This is a genomic window from Ruegeria sp. I3 (assembly GCF_056532525.1).
The window spans coordinates 27,369-47,522 of sequence record NZ_JBQFNI010000008.1 but is presented as its reverse complement, the minus strand read 5'-3'; the positions used below and the strand labels follow the sequence as shown (position 1 = coordinate 47,522).

General features: G+C 55.5%; 19 protein-coding genes. 9 read left to right on the top strand and 10 right to left on the bottom strand.

Annotation, left to right across the window (positions count from 1 at the left end; translation table 11 throughout):
• Nucleotide 1: 1 nt before the first annotated feature.
• Nucleotides 2-2,257 (bottom strand): NADP-dependent malic enzyme, encoded by a 2,256-nt coding sequence (locus ACR0L9_RS17975; protein ID WP_170466734.1) that lies wholly within the window; start codon nt 2,255-2,257, stop codon nt 2-4.
• A gap of 161 nt (nt 2,258-2,418) precedes the next feature.
• On the opposite strand from ACR0L9_RS17975, the gene mutS reads away from it, so the two are divergent.
• Complete coding sequence (mutS, locus tag ACR0L9_RS17970) at nt 2,419-5,031, top strand: DNA mismatch repair protein MutS (RefSeq protein WP_480896367.1); 2,613 nt, start codon at nt 2,419-2,421, stop codon at nt 5,029-5,031.
• Nucleotides 5,032-5,062: 31 nt separating this feature from the next.
• Here the strand turns inward: mutS and ACR0L9_RS17965 are convergent, their stop codons facing one another.
• On the bottom strand, nt 5,063-5,626 hold the full coding sequence (locus ACR0L9_RS17965; protein WP_170399405.1) for a nucleotide exchange factor GrpE: 564 nt from the start codon (nt 5,624-5,626) through the stop codon (nt 5,063-5,065).
• Nucleotides 5,627-5,636: 10 nt separating this feature from the next.
• Complete coding sequence (gene hrcA / locus ACR0L9_RS17960) at nt 5,637-6,701, bottom strand: heat-inducible transcriptional repressor HrcA (protein ID WP_170399408.1); 1,065 nt, start codon at nt 6,699-6,701, stop codon at nt 5,637-5,639.
• 112 nt (nt 6,702-6,813) lie between these two features.
• Between hrcA and rph the strand changes: the two genes are divergently transcribed.
• Genes rph through ACR0L9_RS17940 form a run of 4 tightly spaced genes read left to right on the top strand, consistent with a single transcriptional unit; the run spans nt 6,814 to nt 9,639 of the window.
• Nucleotides 6,814-7,527 carry a ribonuclease PH gene (rph, locus tag ACR0L9_RS17955; protein ID WP_480592860.1) on the top strand — a complete coding sequence of 238 codons (714 nt, stop codon included), beginning with the start codon at nt 6,814-6,816 and terminating at the stop codon, nt 7,525-7,527.
• On the top strand, nt 7,524-8,138 hold the full coding sequence (rdgB, locus tag ACR0L9_RS17950; RefSeq protein ID WP_480896328.1) for an RdgB/HAM1 family non-canonical purine NTP pyrophosphatase: 615 nt from the start codon (nt 7,524-7,526) through the stop codon (nt 8,136-8,138). The genes rph and rdgB overlap by 4 nt, the downstream gene beginning before the upstream one ends.
• Nucleotides 8,128-9,282 carry a radical SAM family heme chaperone HemW gene (gene hemW, locus ACR0L9_RS17945; protein ID WP_480571637.1) on the top strand — a complete coding sequence of 385 codons (1,155 nt, stop codon included), beginning with the start codon at nt 8,128-8,130 and terminating at the stop codon, nt 9,280-9,282. Before rdgB ends, hemW begins: the two co-directional genes overlap by 11 nt.
• A gap of 3 nt (nt 9,283-9,285) precedes the next feature.
• A complete protein-coding gene (locus ACR0L9_RS17940; RefSeq protein WP_170399420.1) occupies nt 9,286-9,639 on the top strand; it encodes a YbaN family protein in 354 nt (117 codons plus the stop codon).
• Here the strand turns inward: ACR0L9_RS17940 and ACR0L9_RS17935 are convergent.
• The 7 genes from ACR0L9_RS17935 to hemJ form a co-directional block, all read right to left on the bottom strand.
• Entirely contained in the window at nt 9,629-10,522 is an 894-nt protein-coding gene (locus tag ACR0L9_RS17935) for a ParB/RepB/Spo0J family partition protein (protein WP_480896327.1), read from the bottom strand. The two genes, ACR0L9_RS17940 and ACR0L9_RS17935, sit on opposite strands and share 11 nt — an antisense overlap.
• 20 nt (nt 10,523-10,542) lie before the next feature.
• On the bottom strand, nt 10,543-11,346 hold the full coding sequence (locus ACR0L9_RS17930; protein ID WP_170408801.1) for an AAA family ATPase: 804 nt from the start codon (nt 11,344-11,346) through the stop codon (nt 10,543-10,545).
• Nucleotides 11,339-11,962, bottom strand: coding sequence for a 16S rRNA (guanine(527)-N(7))-methyltransferase RsmG (gene rsmG, locus ACR0L9_RS17925; protein ID WP_480896326.1), 624 nt, complete (start codon nt 11,960-11,962; stop codon nt 11,339-11,341). Before rsmG ends, ACR0L9_RS17930 begins: the two co-directional genes overlap by 8 nt.
• Nucleotides 11,959-13,827, bottom strand: coding sequence for a tRNA uridine-5-carboxymethylaminomethyl(34) synthesis enzyme MnmG (gene mnmG, locus ACR0L9_RS17920; RefSeq protein WP_480896325.1), 1,869 nt, complete (start codon nt 13,825-13,827; stop codon nt 11,959-11,961). Before mnmG ends, rsmG begins: the two co-directional genes overlap by 4 nt.
• 12 nt (nt 13,828-13,839) lie before the next feature.
• Nucleotides 13,840-15,126 (bottom strand): tRNA uridine-5-carboxymethylaminomethyl(34) synthesis GTPase MnmE, encoded by a 1,287-nt coding sequence (gene mnmE / locus ACR0L9_RS17915; protein ID WP_480896324.1) that lies wholly within the window; start codon nt 15,124-15,126, stop codon nt 13,840-13,842.
• Nucleotides 15,127-15,157: 31 nt separating this feature from the next.
• The gene (gene rho / locus ACR0L9_RS17910; protein ID WP_170399438.1) at nt 15,158-16,429 is read right to left on the bottom strand and encodes a transcription termination factor Rho; all 1,272 of its coding nucleotides are present in this window, start codon (nt 16,427-16,429) and stop codon (nt 15,158-15,160) included.
• 126 nt (nt 16,430-16,555) lie between these two features.
• Entirely contained in the window at nt 16,556-17,005 is a 450-nt protein-coding gene (gene hemJ, locus ACR0L9_RS17905; RefSeq protein WP_170408805.1) for a protoporphyrinogen oxidase HemJ, read from the bottom strand.
• A gap of 403 nt (nt 17,006-17,408) precedes the next feature.
• Here hemJ and ACR0L9_RS17900 point away from each other — a divergent pair, with 403 nt between their 5' ends.
• From ACR0L9_RS17900 to dnaQ, 4 genes are read left to right on the top strand one after another with little or no spacing between them, the layout of a single operon-like run.
• The gene (locus ACR0L9_RS17900; RefSeq protein WP_480562836.1) at nt 17,409-18,008 is read left to right on the top strand and encodes a Maf family protein; all 600 of its coding nucleotides are present in this window, start codon (nt 17,409-17,411) and stop codon (nt 18,006-18,008) included.
• Nucleotides 18,005-18,838 carry a shikimate dehydrogenase gene (locus ACR0L9_RS17895; protein ID WP_170399446.1) on the top strand — a complete coding sequence of 278 codons (834 nt, stop codon included), beginning with the start codon at nt 18,005-18,007 and terminating at the stop codon, nt 18,836-18,838. Before ACR0L9_RS17900 ends, ACR0L9_RS17895 begins: the two co-directional genes overlap by 4 nt.
• Nucleotides 18,835-19,428: a dephospho-CoA kinase gene (gene coaE, locus ACR0L9_RS17890; protein WP_480896323.1), complete on the top strand. Its 594-nt coding sequence runs from the start codon at nt 18,835-18,837 to the stop codon at nt 19,426-19,428. The genes ACR0L9_RS17895 and coaE overlap by 4 nt, the downstream gene beginning before the upstream one ends.
• The gene (dnaQ, locus tag ACR0L9_RS17885) at nt 19,421-20,143 is read left to right on the top strand and encodes a DNA polymerase III subunit epsilon (protein ID WP_170399452.1); all 723 of its coding nucleotides are present in this window, start codon (nt 19,421-19,423) and stop codon (nt 20,141-20,143) included. The genes coaE and dnaQ overlap by 8 nt, the downstream gene beginning before the upstream one ends.
• Nucleotides 20,144-20,154 lie beyond the last annotated feature (11 nt).

The window sequence follows — 20,154 nt, the reverse complement described above, 5'->3', positions numbered from 1 at the left end:
TTTACCCGATATCGCAGGAGGCCAGGATGGCCATGTTCAGAATGTCATTTGCGGTCGAGACCGTCGAACAGATCTGGATCGGCTTGTCGACGCCGGACAGGATCGGGCCGATCACGGTAGCGCCGCCCATTTCCTGCATCAGTTTGGTCGAAATCGAGGCCGAGTGTCGTGCAGGAACAATCAGGATATTGGCTGGTCCGGTCAGTCGTTGGAACGGATAGGCTTCCTGCTGATCAACATTCAGGGCGACATCAACCGTCATCTCGCCCTCGTACTCGAAATCGACGCCGCGCTCGTCCAGCACCGCCGGAGCACGGTGCATCTTCTCAGCACGTTCAGACACCGGGTAACCGAAGGTCGAGAAACTGACAAAGGCCGCCCGGGGCTCTAGCCCCATGTGGCGCGCCACGGCTGCGGCGCGTTCAGCGATATTGGCCAGATCGTTCTCGTCCGGCCATTCATGCACCAGCGTGTCGCCAATCAGAACGATCCGTCCTTTGTGCAGCAATGCGGTAACCCCCGCCGCGCCATGGGCGGCATCCGCATCGAACACATGGTTGATACGGTCCAGCACATGCGCCGACTTACGAGTGGCCCCTGTCACCAGACCATCCGCATGACCATGCGCCAGCATTAAAGACGAAAACACATGCCGATCCCGTGCAGCGAGTCGGTGAATATCTTTGTGATCGAAGCCCTTACGCTGCAGGCGCTGATACAGAAAATCCTTATAGGCCTCGAGATGCGCGGTATTGGCGGCATTCACCACATCAATTTCACGCACCGCGTCCCCAAGACCAGCGGATTCGAGCTTTTCCTTTACGTCGTCTGGCCGGCCCACAACCAGAGCCTTACCAAAGCCCGAGCGTTGATACATAACGGCCGCGCGCAATACGCGCGGATCGTCGCCCTCGGCAAAGATCATCCGGCTTTGCGCCTGACGCGCCCGCGCGTTCAAGCCGCGCAAGATGCTTGCGGTCGGGTCCATGCGGGATTTCAGGCTCAGCTCATAAGCGTCCATATCGATGATCGGACGTCGCGCCGCGCCGGTATCCATACCAGCCTTGGCAACCGCAGGCGGGATACGGTGGATCAGGCGCGGATCAAAAGGCGTTGGGATGATGTAGTCGCGCCCAAAAGTCAGCGACTTGCCATACGCCATGGCGACCTCATCCGGAACATCTTCACGTGCCAATCGCGCCAGAGCGTGGGCGCAGGCGATTTTCATCTCGTCATTGATCGCACGGGCATGAATATCCAGCGCACCACGGAACAGGTAGGGAAAACCCAGAACGTTATTCACCTGATTCGGATAATCGCTACGGCCCGTCGCGACGATCGCATCAACGCGCACCTCGTGCGCCTCTTCCGGGGTGATTTCCGGGTCAGGGTTCGCCATGGCGAAAATCACCGGATTGTCAGCCATGCTGGCGACCATGTCTTGTGTCACCGCCCCTTTGACCGACACGCCCAGAAATACATCCGCATCCTTCATGGCCTCTTCCAAAGTGCGAAGATCAGTCGTGATGGCATGGGCCGACTTCCACTGGTTCATACCCTCGGTCCGGCCCTGATAAATCACGCCTTTGGTGTCGCAGACGATGCAATTCTCATGCCGTGCACCCATGGCCTTGAGCAGTTCGATACAGGCAATTCCTGCAGCGCCTGCCCCGTTCAGGACGATTTTTACATCTTCGATCTTCTTGCCCGAGATATGCAACGCGTTAAGCAGGCCCGCCGCACAAATCACTGCTGTGCCATGCTGATCATCGTGGAAGACCGGGATATCCATCTCTTCCTTCAAGCGTTGTTCGATGATGAAACATTCGGGTGCTTTGATATCTTCCAGATTAATACCGCCAAAGGTCGGACCCATCAGGCGCACAGCGCGACAGAACTCGTCCGGGTCTTCGGTATCCAGCTCGATATCGATCGAGTTCACATCAGCGAAGCGCTTGAACAGGACCGATTTGCCTTCCATCACCGGTTTTGAGCCCAGCGCACCCAGATTTCCAAGGCCCAGAACGGCGGTCCCGTTCGAGATCACGGCAACCAGATTGCCTTTGTTTGTATAGTCATACGCCGTCTCTGGTGCTTCAGCGATGGCTTCACAGGGAACCGCAACGCCAGGGCTGTAAGCTAGCGAAAGATCGCGCTGCGTGGTCATGGGTACGGTGGCCTGCACCTCCCACTTGCCGGGGGTCGGGTCTAGGTGAAAGGCCAGCGCCTCTTCTTTGGTGATCTTCGCTTTGGGCATCTTACAGGTCGTTTCCATGACTTTGGGGCTTTTGCCTCATAACGCAGGCGGGGCCGCGCCTCAACGAGAATGAGTTTTCACCTTTTACTGAAGATGCGGGATTTGTAAGGTCGCGCCCGGAACACGCCAGAAGGGGGCCGAATTTGTCCACAGTCACGCCGATGATGGCGCAGTACCTTGAGATCAAAGAGGCTCATGTAGATGCCCTGCTGTTTTACCGCATGGGCGACTTCTACGAGATGTTCTTCGAGGATGCGGTGAACGCGGCTGAGGCGTTGGATATCGCGCTGACCAAGCGCGGCAAACACAATGGCGACGATATCCCGATGTGCGGCGTGCCGGTGCATTCTGCCGAGGGCTACTTGCTGACCCTGATCCGCAAAGGATTCCGCGTCGCGGTCTGCGAGCAGATGGAAAGCCCGGCGGAAGCCAAGAAAAGAGGCTCTAAATCGGTGGTAAAGCGCGGTGTTGTGCGTCTGGTGACGCCCGGCACACTGACCGAAGATGCCCTGCTAGAGGCGCGGCGGCACAACTTTCTGGCCGCCTATGCCGAGGTTCGGGACGAAGCCGCACTGGCCTGGGCCGATATCTCAACCGGTGCGTTTCACGTGATGCCGCTGACGTCAATCCGGTTGAGCCCTGAACTCGCTCGGCTGGCCCCGTCCGAGCTGATCGTGGCCGATGGGTCCGAGGAAAAGCTGCATGAAACCGTCATGGACCTTGGCATATCGCTCACCCCTGTCGGACGCGCCAGTTTTGACAGCGCTGCAGCCGAGAAACGCATCTGCGGGTTGTTTCATGTGGGCGCACTGGATGCATTCGGGAACTTCGGGCGCGCCGAGGTTTCAGCCATGGGCGCGCTGATCGATTATCTGGAGATCACGCAAAAGGGCAAACTGCCCCTGTTGCAAACACCCCTGAAGGAATCCGAAGATCGTGTGGTTCAGATCGATGCTGCCACGCGGCGCAATCTGGAACTGACCCGGTCGCTCTCGGGCGGGCGCGCCGGGTCGTTGCTGTCGGTGGTCGATCGCACCGTTACGCCAGGTGGCGCGCGGCTGCTAGAACAGCGTCTATCAAGCCCATCACGCAATCTGGACGTGATCCACGCCCGGCTGGACGCGGTATCTTTCGCAGTCGAAGACAGCCTGATCGCCTCGGACCTGCGCGAAGCTTTGCGCAAAACACCTGATCTGGATCGTGCCCTGTCCCGGCTTTCGCTGGACCGGGGCGGCCCGCGTGATCTGGCCGCTATCCGCAATGGATTGGAACAAGCCGCAACAATCGCCGAAACCTGTGCCTCACAGGATCTGCCTGTTCTGCTGGCCACTGCCGCCCAGAACCTTGTCGGATTTGACGATCTGTTGACCTTGCTGGACGAAGCATTGGTTGCCGATCCACCCTTGCTGGCCCGCGATGGCGGCTTTATCGCCCCCGGGTTTGATAGCGAATTGGACGAAGCGCGCACCTTGCGTGACGAAGGCCGTTCGGTCATCGCAGGTTTCCAACAGAAATACGCCGAGCATACCGGCATCACGTCACTGAAGATCAAACACAACAATGTGCTTGGCTACTTCATCGAGACCACGGCAACCCATGCCGAGAAAATGTTGAACCCGCCATTTAGCGAGACTTATATCCACCGCCAAACCACCGCCAATCAGGTGCGCTTCACCACGGTGGAGCTGTCCGAGATCGAAACAAGGATTCTGAATGCCGGAAATCTCGCGCTAGAGATCGAAAAACGGCTCTATCAAAGGCTTTCTGGGGCCGTTCTGGATCTTGCCGCCCGATTGAATCAAGCCGCGCGCGGACTGGCTGAGCTGGATTTGACCACTGCACTCGCCGATCTGGCTCGCGGCGAAAGCTGGTGCCGTCCAAAGGTCGACGGGTCACGCGCATTCGACATCAAAGGAGGCCGTCACCCGGTGGTCGAGCATGCCCTGAGGCAGCAAAGCGGCGATGCTTTCATCGCCAACGACTGCGATCTGAGCGCCGATGCAGGCGCTGCAATTTGGTTGCTCACCGGTCCCAACATGGCCGGTAAATCAACCTTCCTGCGCCAGAATGCGCTGATCGCCCTACTGGCGCAGATGGGCAGCTATGTTCCGGCGGAACGGGCGCAAATCGGATTAGTCAGTCAATTGTTCAGCCGCGTCGGAGCGTCAGACGATCTGGCGCGGGGCCGCTCGACCTTTATGGTCGAAATGGTCGAAACCGCAGCTATTCTGAATCAGGCCGACGACCGCGCGCTCGTAATCCTTGATGAGATCGGCCGAGGCACCGCGACCTACGACGGCCTTTCCATTGCCTGGGCCACATTGGAACACCTACACGCGGCAAACCAATGCCGCGCATTGTTCGCCACCCACTACCACGAATTAACTGCACTCGCTGGAAGTCTGAACGGTGTAGAAAACGCGACCGTTGCAGTCAAAGAATGGGAGGGTGAAGTCATCTTTCTGCATGAGGTACATAAAGGCGCTGCCGATCGGTCTTACGGCGTCCAGGTTGCACAATTGGCTGGCTTGCCCACCTCGGTCGTGGACCGCGCCCGTATCGTGTTGGATCAATTAGAAAAAACCGAACGTGAAGGCGGTAAGCAGAAAGCACTGATCGACGATCTGCCCCTGTTTTCAGCTGCGCCGCCGCCTCCCCCTGCGCCAAAAACCTCGCCCGTTGCTGATATGCTGGAAACCATCCTTCCAGATGAACTCAGCCCCCGCGAAGCCTTGGACTTGATCTACAAACTGAAAGAGGCGGCCAGATCCTGACCGCCTCGAACCCGGTTGACCCAGGAACTGTTCAGCTTGCGGGCGTTGACGACACCCCAACCTGCGCCGGACGCAACAACCTGTCGTGCAGCATGAAGCCTTCTGCCGACACCTGAATGATGTCGCCGGCCTTGGTTCCGGGCACAGGGGCCTCGAACATCGCCTCATGCACATTCGGGTCGAACCTGTCCCCGACCTGAGGCGTAATCACCTCAATCCCATGCTTCTGGAACACATCCTTCAGCGCGCGCATGGTCAACTCGACACCTTCCAGCAAACCGGCGGCAACCTCTTTCTGCTCATCCGTTGCGGCCTCAAGCGCGCGTTTCATATTGTCGTAAACCGGAAGCATATCGCGGGCCAGTTTTGACCCGCCATACTGTTCCGCATCCCGACGCGCCTTGTCGCCACGCTTGCGCGCATTTTCGGCATCGGCCAGCGCACGCATGAACTTGTCTTTGTAATCATCGCGCTCAGCACGCAGTTGATCGACCTCAAGCGCCTCATCGCTGATCTCAGCAAAATCTTCGGCAAACTCTTCCGCCTCGGCGGACATGATGTCGTCCAGAAAATCTTCGTTCTTGGGCTCTGCCATCTCTTACCCTCTAGCTCCGGTCGGAAATCAGCTTGCCGACCAGTTGCGCCGTATAATCCACGATTGGTACGATTCGCCCGTAATTCAGACGTGTGGGTCCAATGACCCCAACCGCACCGATTATCTTACGATCAGCGTTCATATATGGAGACACCACCAAAGAGGAACCCGAAAGTGAGAAAAGTTTGTTCTCAGAGCCAATAAAAATGCGCACACCTTCGCCTTCTTCGGTCAATTCAAGGAATTCGGCGATATCGCGTTTGCGTTCAAGGTCGTCAAACAGGGTGCGGATTCGATCAAGTTCTTCTGCCTGACCCGGCTCATTTAACAGATTCGCCCGCCCGCGCACGATCAGCCGGGCCGAGTCGCCGCCGTCCCCGTCCCAAGCGGCAATGCCGCTCTCGACCATCTCACGCGCCAGAACATCGATTTCCTGTTTCCGCGCGTCGATCTGTGACAGCATCTGCCGCCGCACTTCGCCCAGCGTTCGACCTTCGATGAGTGCATTCAGAAAATTGGCTGCCTCGCGCATCGAACTGGGTGTTTGGCCAGGCGGAGGTGTAAACAGCCGGTTTTCCACCTGCCCGTCCGAAAACACCAAAACCACTAAGGCCCGGTCATGCCCAAGCGAGACGAATTCGATATGCTTGATCTCGGCCTCATGCTTTGGCGTCAGAACCAGCGAAGCCCCTTGTGTCACGTGTGATAGCGCCGCGCCCACGCGATCGAGCATACCACCCACATCGCCTGCGTTAGAGCCTAGTGTTTCGTCCAGCTTCTGCCGATCATCCGCACCCAGATCGCCCATTTCCAGCAATCCGTCCACGAACATGCGCAGCCCCTGCTGTGTTGGAATTCGACCAGCGCTGACATGCGGACTGTCGAGCAAACCCAGAAATTCAAGATCCTGCATCACATTGCGTACGGTCGCAGCACTGACTTTCTCGGACAATGTGCGCGTCAGAGTCCGGCTGCCCACGGGTTCACCGCTTTCCAGATAGCTTTCGACAATCAACCGGAACACCTCACGCGACCGGTCATTCATCTCGTCCAGAATTTTGCTTGCTTCGCTCATCGGCGGCCCTCTGCTGGATCGTCATTAAATCGCAGGCAAATGAAAGGTCAATCGGGCTTGCATCGTAACGCCGCAGGACGGTATCCCCAACCCAGCAGATAAAGGATTTCTCATGCGACCCTCAGGACGTGATCTAAACGAAATGCGCGCCGTTTCAATTGAAACGGGGTTCACCAAACATGCCGAAGGCTCTTGCCTGATCAAGATGGGCGACACGCATGTGCTGTGCACCGCCACAATTGAGGATCGGGTGCCGCCTTTTATAAAGGGCTCGGGCCTGGGCTGGGTCACCGCTGAATATGGCATGCTGCCCCGTGCGACCAATACGCGGATGCGGCGCGAGGCTGCCAGCGGCAAGCAAGGTGGCCGCACGGTTGAGATTCAACGCCTGATCGGCCGCGCCCTCCGCGCCGGTGTGGATCGGGTTGCGTTGGGTGAGCGTCAGATCACCGTCGACTGCGATGTCATTCAAGCCGACGGCGGCACCCGCTGTGCCTCGATCACTGGCGGTTGGGTAGCGCTGCGCCTTGCCGTGAACAAGCTGATGAAAACGGGCGATGTGATATCCGACCCTTTGTTAGACCCTGTTGCGGCCGTTTCCTGCGGAATTTATGCCGGTCAGCCCGTGCTAGATCTGGACTATCCCGAAGATAGCGAAGCTGGCGTTGACGGCAATTTCATCATGACCGGCTCGGGCAAGCTGATCGAAGTGCAGATGAGCGCCGAAGGATCCGTTTTCAGCCGCGCGCAAATGGATCAACTGATGGACCTGGCCGAGAAAGGCGTGGGTGAACTTGCTGCTGTCCAGAAAGCTGCAACCGCATGACTCGCAGGTTCGAAGGTGATCGACTGCTGGTCGCCACCCACAACAAAGGCAAGCTCGAGGAGATGGCGCATCTGCTTGAGCCCTTTGGCGTAACGATTGTCGGCGCGGGCGAAATGAACCTGCCCGAACCGGAAGAGACCGAAGACACTTTCGTCGGCAACGCCCGGATCAAGGCCCACGCAGCTGCAAAGGCGACCGGCCTACCTGCCTTGTCGGACGATTCCGGGATCACCATCGATGCATTGGATGGCGCACCCGGTGTTTACACCGCCGATTGGGCCGAAACCGGCAGTGGCCGCGATTTCCTGATGGCGATGACTCGCGCCCATAATGAGCTAGAGGTGAAAAACGCCCCCCACCCGCGTATGGCCCAGTTTCGCTGCACACTGGTTCTGGCCTGGCCCGACGGGCATGACGAAGTGTTCGAGGGCATCGCGCCCGGTCACCTGATTTGGCCGATCCGTGGCAAGGACGGGTTCGGCTATGACCCGATGTTTGTCCCTGAGGGGCACGACATTACCTTTGCCGAAATGGATCGCTGGGAAAAGAACAAGATCAGCCATCGCGGGCGCGCGGTGGAGATGTTCGTGAAAGGCTGCTTTGGCGGATGATTGGCGAAACGGGGGCTTTGGCCTTTATGTGCATTGGCCCTTTTGCGAGGCCAAGTGCCCCTATTGCGATTTCAACAGCCACGTTTCCAAGAATATTAATCAAAAACAATGGCTTGAGTGTTATCTCAGTGAACTGAGCCGCTCGGCCATCGAAACTCCTGACCGGGTTTTGAACACAATCTTCTTTGGCGGCGGAACTCCATCACTGATGGCCCCCGAGACCGTCGCCACCATCATCGACAAGGCCCGCGCCCTTTGGCGATCGGCCAACGATATGGAAATCACGCTTGAGGCCAATCCAGGCTCGGTCGAGGCCGGGCGGTTCGCGGCCTATCATGATGCGGGCGTGAACCGCATCTCGATGGGTGTTCAGGCCTTGAACGACGATGACCTGCGTCGTCTGGGGCGCATTCACACGGTTGCCGAGGCTCGCGCTGCCTTCGATATCGCGCGCTCTTGCTTTGACCGTGTGAGCTTTGATCTGATCTATGCCCGCCAGCATCAAACTCTGGACGCCTGGCGTGCTGAGCTGACCGAGGCGCTATCGATGGCAGTTGATCACCTGTCGCTATACCAACTGACCATTGAGGAAGGCACAGCGTTTGGTGATCGCTATGCCCTGGGCAAGCTGCGCGGTCTGCCCGAGGACGACAACGCTGCGGATATGTATCTGGCGACGCAGGAAATCTGCGAAGCGCATGGGCTGCCTGCCTATGAGATCTCAAACCACGCCCGGCCCGGAGCGGAATCACGGCATAACCTCATCTATTGGCGCTATGGTGACTACATCGGTATTGGACCCGGCGCACACGGTCGGATCACCCTGGATCGCCGGAAATTCGCGACGGAAACTCATCTTTCACCAAACAAATGGCTGACGGCTGCCTCCAATGGGCACGGCGAAAGCAATCGGTTCGAGCTTAGCCAACGTGAACAAGCCTCAGAATACCTTATGATGTGTCTACGTTTGGTCGAGGGCCTAAATATAGACAGATACACTCTGCTTGCAGGTGAAGAGCTTTCGCATGACAAACTTGATTCGCTGATCGATCTGGGCATGCTAACCCTTGATCGCAATCAATTGCGCGCCACTTCAAACGGGCGCGCCGTGCTCAACGCGGTAATCCGAGAGCTGTTGGAGTAACAGATGCAATTTCTCTGGGCCGGATTGGGGTTATTATGCGTTGCGCTTGCCATGATCGGTGTCGCTCTGCCGCTGCTGCCGACGGTGCCATTTCTTCTGTTGGCCGCGTTCTTTTTTGCTCGCTCATCGTCACGGCTGCATAACTGGTTGCTGAGCCATCGAACCTTTGGCCCTATGATCATCGATTGGCAAAGCTCTGGCGCGATCAGACCCGGTGCAAAAAAGGCGGCCACCCTTTCGGTTGCCGCCGTATTTGGTTTATCGGTTCTACTGTCGGTTCCTTCTCACGTCCTGATCATTCAGGCCATTGTGCTCAGCGCTGTGATGCTCTTTATCTGGACCCGACCTAACGGCTGAGCTTCGCGCACAGATCATCCAACTGATCCAGGTTCTCATAAGCCAACACAACCTGCCCGGATTCAGATCCGGCCTTATGGTTGATCGTCACCTTCATCGCCAGAATCGCAGACAAATCCTTTTCAAGTGCTCGGGTGTCTGCGTCCTTCCCAGCATTCAGATTTCTGGATTTCGGAGCCGGCTTATCCGACCCACCTTGCTGCTTTTTCACTAATGCCTCGGTCGCACGCACCGAAAGGCCCTCACGAACCACCTGTTTCGCCAGCTCCGATGGGTTTTCTGCCGTGATTAACGCCCTTGCATGACCGGCGGATAATTTCCCTTCTATTACAAGGGATTGCACGTCCAATGGGAGTGACAAAAGACGCAGCAGATTAGCGATATGGCTTCTGCTTTTACCAAGCGCTTCGGCCAGCTTTTCTTGCGTGTGACCAAAGCGATCCATCAATTGCTTAAAGCCTGCAGCCTCTTCCACCGCGTTCAGATCTGCGCGCTGAATGTTCTCGATAATCGCGACCTCAAGCACTTCGGTGTCATCAAATTCGCGAACAATAACTGGGATATCATGCAGTTGCGCCATCTGCGCAGCACGCCAGCGCCGTTCACCCGCAACGATTTCGTATTGGCCACCATCGATGCTGCGGACAATCAGCGGCTGGATAATACCCTTTTCCTTGACCGAGGCCGCAAGCTCATCCAATTGCTCTTGCGCGAAACGGCGGCGCGGCTGATCTGGGTTCGCCTGCAGTTTTTCGATCGGTACCGTGAGATCCGGACGGCGGGGTTCAGATACAATCCGACCGTCAGCTTCTGGTGCGACATCAGCCATCAACGCAGATAGCCCGCGACCTAATCCTCGGGGTTTTCCTTTCCTGGCATTCATGTTGCCCTCCTCACGGCCACTTAAATGGCTACCTTGTTGTTCTTGTGCATAACCTCTCGGGCGAGATACCGGTACGCCATCGCCCCGAGCGAACCCGAATCATATTGCAGCACAGGAAGCGCGTAAGATGGTGCCTCGCTGACCCGCACATTTCTGGGTATCTTGGTTTTAAATACCATCTCACCCAGATTGTCACGCGCATCCTTTTCGACCTGACGGGACAAGTTGTTGCGGTTGTCATACATCGTTAACACAACACCTTCGATTCTGAGGTCAGGATTAGCGGTCTGACGAACCTCGCGAATGGTCAACATCAATTGTGAAAGGCCTTCCAGCGCAAAGAACTCACTTTGCAATGGAACAAGGACGGAATGCGCTGCTACCATTGCGTTTACGGTGAGCAGGTTCAAGGACGGCGGACAATCAATCAGCACAAAGTCCAGATCGAAGGCATCAATTGCAGTCTGTCGAAGCGCGTCATGCAGCAAATAACTGCGCTTTTCATTCGAGATCAACTCAATATCTGCCGAGCTGAGATCTACGGTCGCCGGAACCACAAAAAGATTACCAATCTCGGTCTCCTGCACCACAGCTTCCAATGGTGCATCGTCGAGAAGAAGATCATATGTCGTCCAGTCGCGATCTTCGACCCCTAGACCCGTAGAGGCATTTCCCTGAGGATCAAGATCGACCACAAGAACCTTGCATCCGGCCTCGGCCAATCCGGCTGCCAGATTGATCGCTGTAGTGGTTTTCCCGACCCCGCCCTTTTGATTGGCAACCGCGATAATCCGAGGCCCAGCAGGACGAGACAGATCAACCACGTGCAACTCCTTTGATTTTCAGGATAACGGCTTGGGGTTCTGTTGAACTCTTAATGGGTTCAGCCTCGAATTTCCATTCTTTGCGCGCATCTTCCAGCTCTTTTTTCCAGGTTGCGCCTTTTGGCAACAACGCTGTACCGTTTTTACTTAAATGCCTGTCACAAAATGACATTAGAGTGGTCAGATCAGCCAGAGCCCGAGCTGAAAGCACGTCCGCATGCAAGGGATCAATGGCTTCAATTCGACGAGCGATCACGGAACAATTGGCGCCACTCTCTCTGGTCACACTTCGAAGAAATGCGGATTTACGTTGGTCGCTTTCGACTAATGTGAAACGCGTTTCAGGCGCAAATTCAATTGCCATGATGGCGCAGACCATGCCAGGAAAGCCGCCTCCGCTGCCTAAATCCACCCAATGATCTACGCGATCTGCGTTCTGAAAAACTTGAATGGAATCTTTGATATGGCGAATCCAAATCTCTTCAAGACTATTTCTTGAAACCAGATTGATTTTTGGGTTCCATTTTTCAAGCAGAGATACATAGATCACCAGGCGTTCGAATGTTTCACGTGAAACATCCAGAGCCTCCGCAGAAACGGCGTTCTGATAACTCATGCTTTTTTGGCTTTCACATCGCGCCTGAGCTTCGCCAGGACGAGGGTTAAAGCCGCAGGCGTGACACCTTCAACCCGACTCGCCTGCGCAATATTCGCAGGCTTCGCCTGCGATAGCTTTTGCTTCATTTCATTCGACAGACCATCAAGCGCAAAATAATTGAAATCCCGAGGAATTTCATGCGCCTCATCGCGCTTCATTGCTTCGACATCCCGTTGTTGGCGCGCAATATAGTTTGCATACAAAGCATCGCGCTCGACCTGACGGCGAATTTCATCGTCTGTATTCTGTAGATCGGGTTCGAGTAAAACCATGTCTTCAAACGATACTTCTGGAAAAGCAAGAACCGCCATTCCATCGCGCCGGTTTCCGTCTTGATTTACGCTGATACCAGCTTCGCGAATTTGCTTTGGCGTATATGTGGTCTCTGTCAGTTTATTCTTTGCTTTTACAAGCTTTTCTGATTTCTCAGCAAAAACCTTGCGGCGGTGCTCACCCACACAGCCCAGCTGTTCGCCAATCGGGGTCAGTCTTTGATCTGCGTTGTCAGCACGAAGTGATAGGCGAAACTCTGCACGGGATGTGAACATCCGATAAGGCTCGGCAACGCCTCGAGTTGTCAAATCGTCTATCATTACGCCAATATAGCTGTCTGAGCGTGTAAAATGTATTGGCGCACGCCCCTGTGTTTCCAGAGCTGCATTCAAACCCGCAACGAGGCCTTGCGCGGCCGCTTCCTCATATCCTGTGGTCCCATTGATCTGTCCTGCAAGATATAGACCAGGAACATCGGGCACAGACAAAGACGCAGATAGAACGCGCGGGTCAACGTAGTCGTATTCAATCGCGTATCCGGGTTGTAAGACTACCGCGTTTTCCAATCCTATGATGGATTGGACATATTCGACTTGTACATCTTCGGGCAAAGACGTTGAAATCCCGTTTGGGTACACCGTATGATCCCGCACGCCTTCCGGTTCCAGAAATATCTGGTGTGACTCTTTTTCCGCAAATCGGACGATTTTGTCTTCGATTGAAGGGCAATATCTGGGACCAACACCATCAATATGACCTCCATACATTGCTGATCGCGATAGATTTTTCTCAATTATTCCGTGCGTCTGAGCATTGGTATGAGTTATTCCACAGGCAATTTGCGGCGCTGTCACCGCTTGGGACATGAATGAAAACAGTGTTGGCTCTGCATCGCCATCTTGTCGTTCAAGTATATCCCAATTTATGGTTCGTCCGTCCAACCTTGGTGGCGTACCTGTTTTTAGTCGTGCCGTAGGCAAATCAAAGGCATCAAGGCGTTCAGCCAGCCTGATCGATGGGCGATCCCCCATGCGGCCACCTGGTTTTAAAACGTCCCCTATGTGGATCACGCCGCGCAGAAATGTACCCGACGTCAGGATAACTGTCTGCGCGGGGACCTCGGATTCATCTGCCAGTTTAACACCGGTGACGCGGTCGCCATCCATTAGGAAATCAACCACTTCCCCGGTAATCACCGACAGATTGTCTTGTTTTTGCGTTTCCCCCGCCATTGCTGCCCGATAAAGGGCTCGATCCGCCTGCGCCCTCGGCCCTTGAACGGCCGGTCCTTTACGCCGATTCAATAGACGAAACTGAATACCGGCACGGTCCGCCACGCGCCCCATTACGCCATCTAGTGCATCGATCTCGCGGACTAGATGCCCTTTGCCCAACCCACCTATTGCTGGATTGCAAGACATGACACCGATGTCCCGTTCGGAAAGAGTGACTAGTGCTGTGTTCGCACCCATCCGTGCTGCAGCATGTGCGGCTTCTGCACCTGCATGTCCGGCACCGATGACGACAACATCAAATTTCGAATGTTTCACGTGAAACACTCCCTATTTTCCCAGACAAAAACTTGCGAAGATTTCATCCAAAAGGGTCTCGACATCAATCCTGCCAACCAGAGACTCAAGCGACCGAATGGCCGTCCTTAGTTCTTCAGCAGCTATATCATACATATCTGGGCCCGATTCCAGAACAGCTTGCGCAGCGGCAAGAGAGTCAGCTGCTTTTGTCATCGCAACGCGATGGCGTTCCCGCGTTGCAATACCATGACTAGCAGTTTGGGCTATCAATACACGCGATATGTTGTCTATCAGCTGGTCAATCCCCTGCCCGGTTTTCCCTGATATGCCGCCGGCAGAAGGCCCACGTAGGTCAGATTTTGGCAGAACATGAATGTCTTCCGCCTGCCTCGGTACACCTAAGTGATCAGGGTCATCCGTCAGAAACACCCGCAAATCAGCGGCCTCTGCCCGCTTGCGCGCCAGTTCAATTCCAAGGTTTTCAACGTGATCTTCGGTCTGTCTCAAACCAGCCGTATCCAACAGCGTGACAGGCAGTCCGTCCAAATCCATGCGAACTTCGATTACATCGCGGGTTGTCCCGGCATATTCTGAGGTGATTGCGGCTTCCCGCCCTGCCAACGCATTCAGCAAGGTCGATTTTCCTGCGTTCGGAAGACCAACTATGGCGACCTCAAAGCCGGTGCGAATGCGCTCGGCGATCCGAACACCTTTGGCTTCTTGGGTCAATTCGGCCATCACACCAGAGATCAACCTCCGAACCTCAGGTGATACATCTGTCGGCACCTCTTCATCAGCAAAATCAATCACGGCTTCCAACAAAGACGCCGCACGGATCAGATCACGCCGCCAACCTTCAGCCAGTGTGCCCAAGGCACCAGCCAAAATCGTCTGTGCTTGTTTCCGTTGTGCTTCGGTTTCTGCATCAATCAGATCAGCAAGACCTTCGACCTGCGCCAGATCCATCTTGCCGTTTTCCAGTGCACGACGCGTGAACTCACCAGGTTCGGCCAACCGAAGATCGTCCATATCCGAAAGAGAGGTCAGCACAGCGTTGACTGACGCCATACTTCCGTGAATCTGAAGCTCGGCCACGTCTTCGCCGGTAAAGCTGGACGGGGCCTGAAACGTCAGAACCAAGCCCTCGTCCAACCGCGATCCATCCGACGCGCTGAGTGTTCGTACTCTCATTCCACGCCTTGGCAGGCCCCCGCCAGACAACTCATTGGCGGAGGCATATGCCTGCGGACCAGAAAGCCTGATCACAGCCACGCCTGCTTTGCCCTGGGCGCTGGCCAGGGCGAATATCGTATCCATTGATAGCCCCCGCGTCAGTGCCAGAACCTTGTCAGGTGTTCATTGAATCGAAGAACTCGCCGTTCGTCTTGGTTTGTTTCAACTTCGACAACAGGAACTCGATTGCATCTGTTGTGCCCATCGGATTGAGGATGCGGCGCAGAACGAAGGTCTTGGCCAAATCGCCTTTGTCGACCAGCAGATCCTCTTTCCGGGTGCCGGATTTGAGGATGTCGATTGCCGGGAACACGCGTTTGTCTGCAATCTTACGATCCAGAACGATTTCCGAGTTACCAGTGCCCTTGAATTCTTCGAAGATCACTTCGTCCATGCGGCTGCCGGTATCGATCAGGGCGGTGGCGATGATGGTCAGCGAACCACCTTCTTCGATGTTCCGCGCAGCACCAAAGAAGCGCTTGGGCCGTTGCAGGGCATTTGCATCTACACCACCGGTCAGAACCTTACCCGAAGATGGCACTACAGTGTTGAACGCCCTACCAAGTCTTGTTATCGAATCGAGTAGAATAACAACATCTCGTTTATGCTCAACCAAACGCTTGGCTTTTTCGATCACCATCTCGGATACGGCCACGTGGCGGGTCGCGGGCTCATCGAAGGTTGAAGACACAACTTCACCCTTCACCGAGCGTTGCATGTCAGTCACCTCTTCCGGGCGTTCGTCGATCAGCAGGACGATCAGATAACACTCCGGGTGGTTCTGCTCGATGGAATGCGCGATGTTCTGCAGGATCACCGTCTTACCAGTCCGCGGAGGCGCCACGATCAGCGATCGCTGACCTTTACCAATCGGCGAAACCAAATCGATCACGCGAGCAGACTTGTCCTTGATGGTCGGATCTTCGATTTCCATCTTCAGACGCTCATCCGGATACAGAGGCGTCAGGTTGTCGAACAGAATCTTGTGTTTGGCCTTGTCCGGATTTTCAAAGTTGATCTTGGTGACATTTGTCAGCGCAAAGTAACGTTCATTCTCGTCAGGCGCTTTGATCTCACCTTCAACCGTATCTCCAGTGCGCAGCGAATGCTTGCGGATCATGTCAGGCGAAACATAGATGTCATCCGGTCCGGGTAGATAGTTCGCCTCGGGCGAGCGCAGAAACCCGAACCCGTCTTGCAAAACCTCCAGCACGCCGTCGCCACCGATGGTCCAGCCCTCATCCGCACGTTCGCGCAGAATCTGAAACATCATCTCGCCCTTGCGCATGGTTGAGGCGTTTTCGACCTCAAGCTCCTCGGCCATGGCCAGAAGGTCTTTGGGGCTTTTGGCCTTCAGATCGGCCAGATTCAGGGATTCAGTTGTCATGATGATACGAACCTCGGCCGCTTGGATCGCGGCACCAGAGTGGAATTTCAGAACGGAAGATACCTCGCCCGGACGGGCGCGTTACGCGTTAGATAAGCGCTTACCTCAAAAGAGTCAAACAGGCCCTCAGAACTTCACAACGACCGCTAGAACGATAACAACCATTAGAACGGTCGGAACCTCATTCATCATGCGGTACTGCCGCCCAGTCAGCTTATTTCGCCCCTCTGCAAAGTCCTTGCGCCGAGCCATAAGCCAATGGTGAAACCATGTCATGCCGATCACTGCTGCGCCTTTGACCCAGGGCCAGCTCCAGTCCCATCCGACAATACCAGGCGTGAACACCATGATCAGCCCGCAAATCCAGGCCACGACCATTGCGGGGCGCATGATCACACGCAGCAGCTTTTCTTCCATTTCAAAGAAAATCTGTTGCGCACCCTCTACGGCTTGCGCCTTTTCAACGTGATACACGAACAATCTGGGCAGATAGAATAAACCAGCCATCCATGAAATCACGGCCATGATGTGCAGCGATTTCACCCAAGGGTATATTGCGAAAAGAATATCGGTCATTGGGTATTCCGGGCTTACCTGAACCCCTCCTAATAAAAAAAATAAGAAAGAAAAAGGATGATGGTTTTGTAGGGAGGTCAAATTCGGTGGATTACTTTTTTGTCCTGCCTTTTTCCCCAGGTGGGAAAAGTGAAGCACATCGGCGCAGAATCTGTTGATCAAGAAAAAAAATGATTAATAACAATAAATTATGAGATAAAAGCTCGGGCTGAATTGTGGATAACCATTGGAACAATCCGGGACGGGATGCTTATCCGAGTATTCCAACTTATCCTTGTCCCGTCTGGACAGGATCCGGGCGACTCGGGGAAGTCTTGCGCCAAATTCCCGGGGTTGCGTGTCAACCGTAAAGCCATACAAACCATTCGAGACTACTCATTGATTTGCACACGGGGTTTTCCACATGACTGTCCCCATAGTCCTTGCCTCAGGGTCCGTGATCCGCGCGCAGTTGCTCAGAAACGCAGGCGTCCCGTTTTCGGTTCAGATCGCGCGGGTTGATGAAGACACAGCCAAACGCGCCCTGATTGCTGAGGGAGCTTCGCCCCGTGATGTTGCCGATGCGCTTGCCGAAATGAAAGCACGTAAGATCAGTGACAAAGTGCGCGGCGCTATGGTTCTGGGTTGCGATCAGGTTCTGGATTTCGAAGGTCAGATGCTGTCGAAGCCGGAAACACCCGAAAAAGCACTGGCGCAGCTTAAAGCAATGCGCGGCAAGCGACATATGTTGCTGTCGGCGGCGGTGATCTATCAGGATGGTGAGCCCATCTGGCGGCATGTAGGTCAGGTGCGTTTGCGGATGCGGGCGAGCTCGGATGCTTATTTACGTGATTACGTGGCGCGGAACTGGGACAGTATTCGGCACGCAGTGGGGGCTTACAAACTGGAAGAAGAAGGCGTGCGCCTGTTTGCCACCATTGACGGCGACTACTTTAACGTCTTGGGTATGCCCCTGTTAGAGCTGCTCAATTTTCTGGCCGTGAAGGGAGTGATCAATCAATGACGGAGCATCGCGTTCCTCTGGCCGGCGTGATTGGGCAACCCATCGCACATTCCCGCTCGCCAAAACTGCACGGGCATTGGCTGAAAACCTATGGATTGGTGGGGCACTACATCCCAATGGATGTCGCCCCAGCCGATCTGGAAACCGTTCTGCGGACACTACCCAAGGCTGGGTTTGTTGGGGCCAACGTGACCGTACCGCATAAAGAGGCTGCTTTGCGGTTGGCGGATCATGTCTCGGACCGTGCCTCAGTCATCGGGGCGGCAAATACGCTTGTATTCCGCGAGGATGGTTCAATTCACGCGGATAATACGGATGGCTACGGGTTCATGGCCAATCTTCGCAGCGGTGCGCCTGATTGGAACCCGCAGGATGGGCCTGCGGTTGTATTTGGTGCGGGCGGTGCTGCGCGGGCGGTGCTTCAAGCGCTGGCAGAAGCCGGAGTGCCTGAAATCCTGCTGACCAATCGCACCCGCACCCGTGCGGATCATTTGAAAGAAGAGTTCGGCCAACGGATTACGGTCGTCGACTGGGTGCAGGCGGGAAATGTGATCGAAGACGCAGAACTGGTCGTGAATACTACGTCTTTGGGTATGCAAGGGCAGCCAGAGTTACGCGTTCCACTGGATGGATTGCAACCCGGCGCTGTTGTCACCGATCTGGTATACGCGCCGCTTCAAACGCATCTGTTACAACAGGCGGAAGAGGTTGGATGTACAACGGTCGACGGGCTGGGAATGTTGCTGCATCAAGCTGTTCCCGGGTTTGAACGCTGGTTCGGTGTTCGCCCAGAAGTGGACGCTGAAACCCGCGCGGCGGCCTTGGCATGAGTTTTGCGCTGGGGCTCACCGGATCAATCGGAATGGGAAAAAGCACGACCGCTCAGATGTTTGCAGATGAAGGCTGTGCGTTTTGGGATGCCGATGCTGCGGTGCATCGGCTCTATGCAAAGGGCGGCGCTGCGGTTGAGCCCATGCGGATTACGTTTCCCACCGCCATTGCCGAGGATGCGGTCAGCCGGGATGCATTGAAGCAAATCATTGCGAATGATCCTGACGCGCTAAAAACAATTGAAAAAATCGTACACCCTCTGGTAGCGGCGGATCGCGCCTCATTTCGTTCTTCGTCGTCCGCCGATATCTTGGTATTCGACATTCCGCTGTTGTTTGAAACCGGTGGTGATGCGGCGATGGATGCTGTTGCTTGTGTTTCAATCTCTGCTGAAGAACAAAAAAGACGGGTCATGGCGCGCGGCACGATGAATGAGGCGCAGTTTGAACAGATTCGCTCCAAGCAAATGCCAAACGAAGAGAAATGCGCGCGATCGGATTTCGTGATTGTCACGGATACTCTGGACCATGCTCGCGCGCAGGTGCAGGATATCGTCAGGCAGATACGGGCAGGGTTGGCAGATGCGTGAGATTGTACTCGATACCGAGACCACAGGGTTTGATCCCGAAAGCGGCGACCGGATCGTCGAGATCGGCGCGGTTGAGCTGTGGAACCACGTTGCCACAGGAGAAACTTATCACGTCTACATCAACCCCGAGCGTTCTATGCCGGAAGAGGCATTTGGTGTGCATGGCATCGGCCCCGACCTGCTGGAAAACCCGCGCCCGCCGGAAAAGGGCGAAGTGACGCTGAAGGACAAACCTGTCTTTGCCAAGGTTGGGCAAGGGTTTCGTGAATTCGTGGGTGACGCCAAGCTGGTGATCCACAACGCCTCGTTCGACATGAAGTTTCTGAACGCCGAACTGGGCTGGATGGGGGTGTCGCTGATCCCGATGGATCAGGCAATCGACACGCTGGCCATTGCGCGTAAGCGGTTTCCTGGATCACCCGCTTCGTTGGATGCGTTGTGCCGCCGGTTTGGCATCGATAACTCAAACAGGGTGCTGCACGGCGCGCTGCTTGACTCGGAAATTCTGGCCGAAGTGTATCTGGAGCTGATCGGAGGCCGTCAGCCCGACTTTGGATTGTCAACGTCGGCAAGCGCAGCGTCTGGCGGTGGTGAGGAATGGCGCCCGACAGCGCGACCCGATGCCCTGCCATCCCGGATCACCGAGGATGAGCGCGCAGCACATCAGAAATTTGTTGAAAAGCTGGGCGAGAACGCCCTGTGGACCCGCGCCTGACCCGAACCAGA

Excerpts from the sequence above, each read along its gene's own strand:
- ACR0L9_RS17975 (WP_170466734.1), bottom strand. The coding sequence starts at position 2,257 with ATGCCCAAAGCGAAGATCACCAAAGAAGAGGCGCTGGCCTTTCACCTA.
- mutS (WP_480896367.1), top strand. The coding sequence starts at position 2,419 with ATGATGGCGCAGTACCTTGAGATCAAAGAGGCTCATGTAGATGCCCTG.
- ACR0L9_RS17965 (WP_170399405.1), bottom strand. The coding sequence starts at position 5,626 with ATGGCAGAGCCCAAGAACGAAGATTTTCTGGACGACATCATGTCCGCC.
- hrcA (WP_170399408.1), bottom strand. The coding sequence starts at position 6,701 with ATGAGCGAAGCAAGCAAAATTCTGGACGAGATGAATGACCGGTCGCGT.
- rph (WP_480592860.1), top strand. The coding sequence starts at position 6,814 with ATGCGACCCTCAGGACGTGATCTAAACGAAATGCGCGCCGTTTCAATT.
- rdgB (WP_480896328.1), top strand. The coding sequence starts at position 7,524 with ATGACTCGCAGGTTCGAAGGTGATCGACTGCTGGTCGCCACCCACAAC.
- ACR0L9_RS17940 (WP_170399420.1), top strand. The coding sequence starts at position 9,286 with ATGCAATTTCTCTGGGCCGGATTGGGGTTATTATGCGTTGCGCTTGCC.
- ACR0L9_RS17935 (WP_480896327.1), bottom strand. The coding sequence starts at position 10,522 with ATGAATGCCAGGAAAGGAAAACCCCGAGGATTAGGTCGCGGGCTATCT.
- rsmG (WP_480896326.1), bottom strand. The coding sequence starts at position 11,962 with ATGAGTTATCAGAACGCCGTTTCTGCGGAGGCTCTGGATGTTTCACGT.
- mnmE (WP_480896324.1), bottom strand. The coding sequence starts at position 15,126 with ATGGATACGATATTCGCCCTGGCCAGCGCCCAGGGCAAAGCAGGCGTG.
- rho (WP_170399438.1), bottom strand. The coding sequence starts at position 16,429 with ATGACAACTGAATCCCTGAATCTGGCCGATCTGAAGGCCAAAAGCCCC.
- hemJ (WP_170408805.1), bottom strand. The coding sequence starts at position 17,005 with ATGACCGATATTCTTTTCGCAATATACCCTTGGGTGAAATCGCTGCAC.
- ACR0L9_RS17900 (WP_480562836.1), top strand. The coding sequence starts at position 17,409 with ATGACTGTCCCCATAGTCCTTGCCTCAGGGTCCGTGATCCGCGCGCAG.
- ACR0L9_RS17895 (WP_170399446.1), top strand. The coding sequence starts at position 18,005 with ATGACGGAGCATCGCGTTCCTCTGGCCGGCGTGATTGGGCAACCCATC.
- coaE (WP_480896323.1), top strand. The coding sequence starts at position 18,835 with ATGAGTTTTGCGCTGGGGCTCACCGGATCAATCGGAATGGGAAAAAGC.
- dnaQ (WP_170399452.1), top strand. The coding sequence starts at position 19,421 with ATGCGTGAGATTGTACTCGATACCGAGACCACAGGGTTTGATCCCGAA.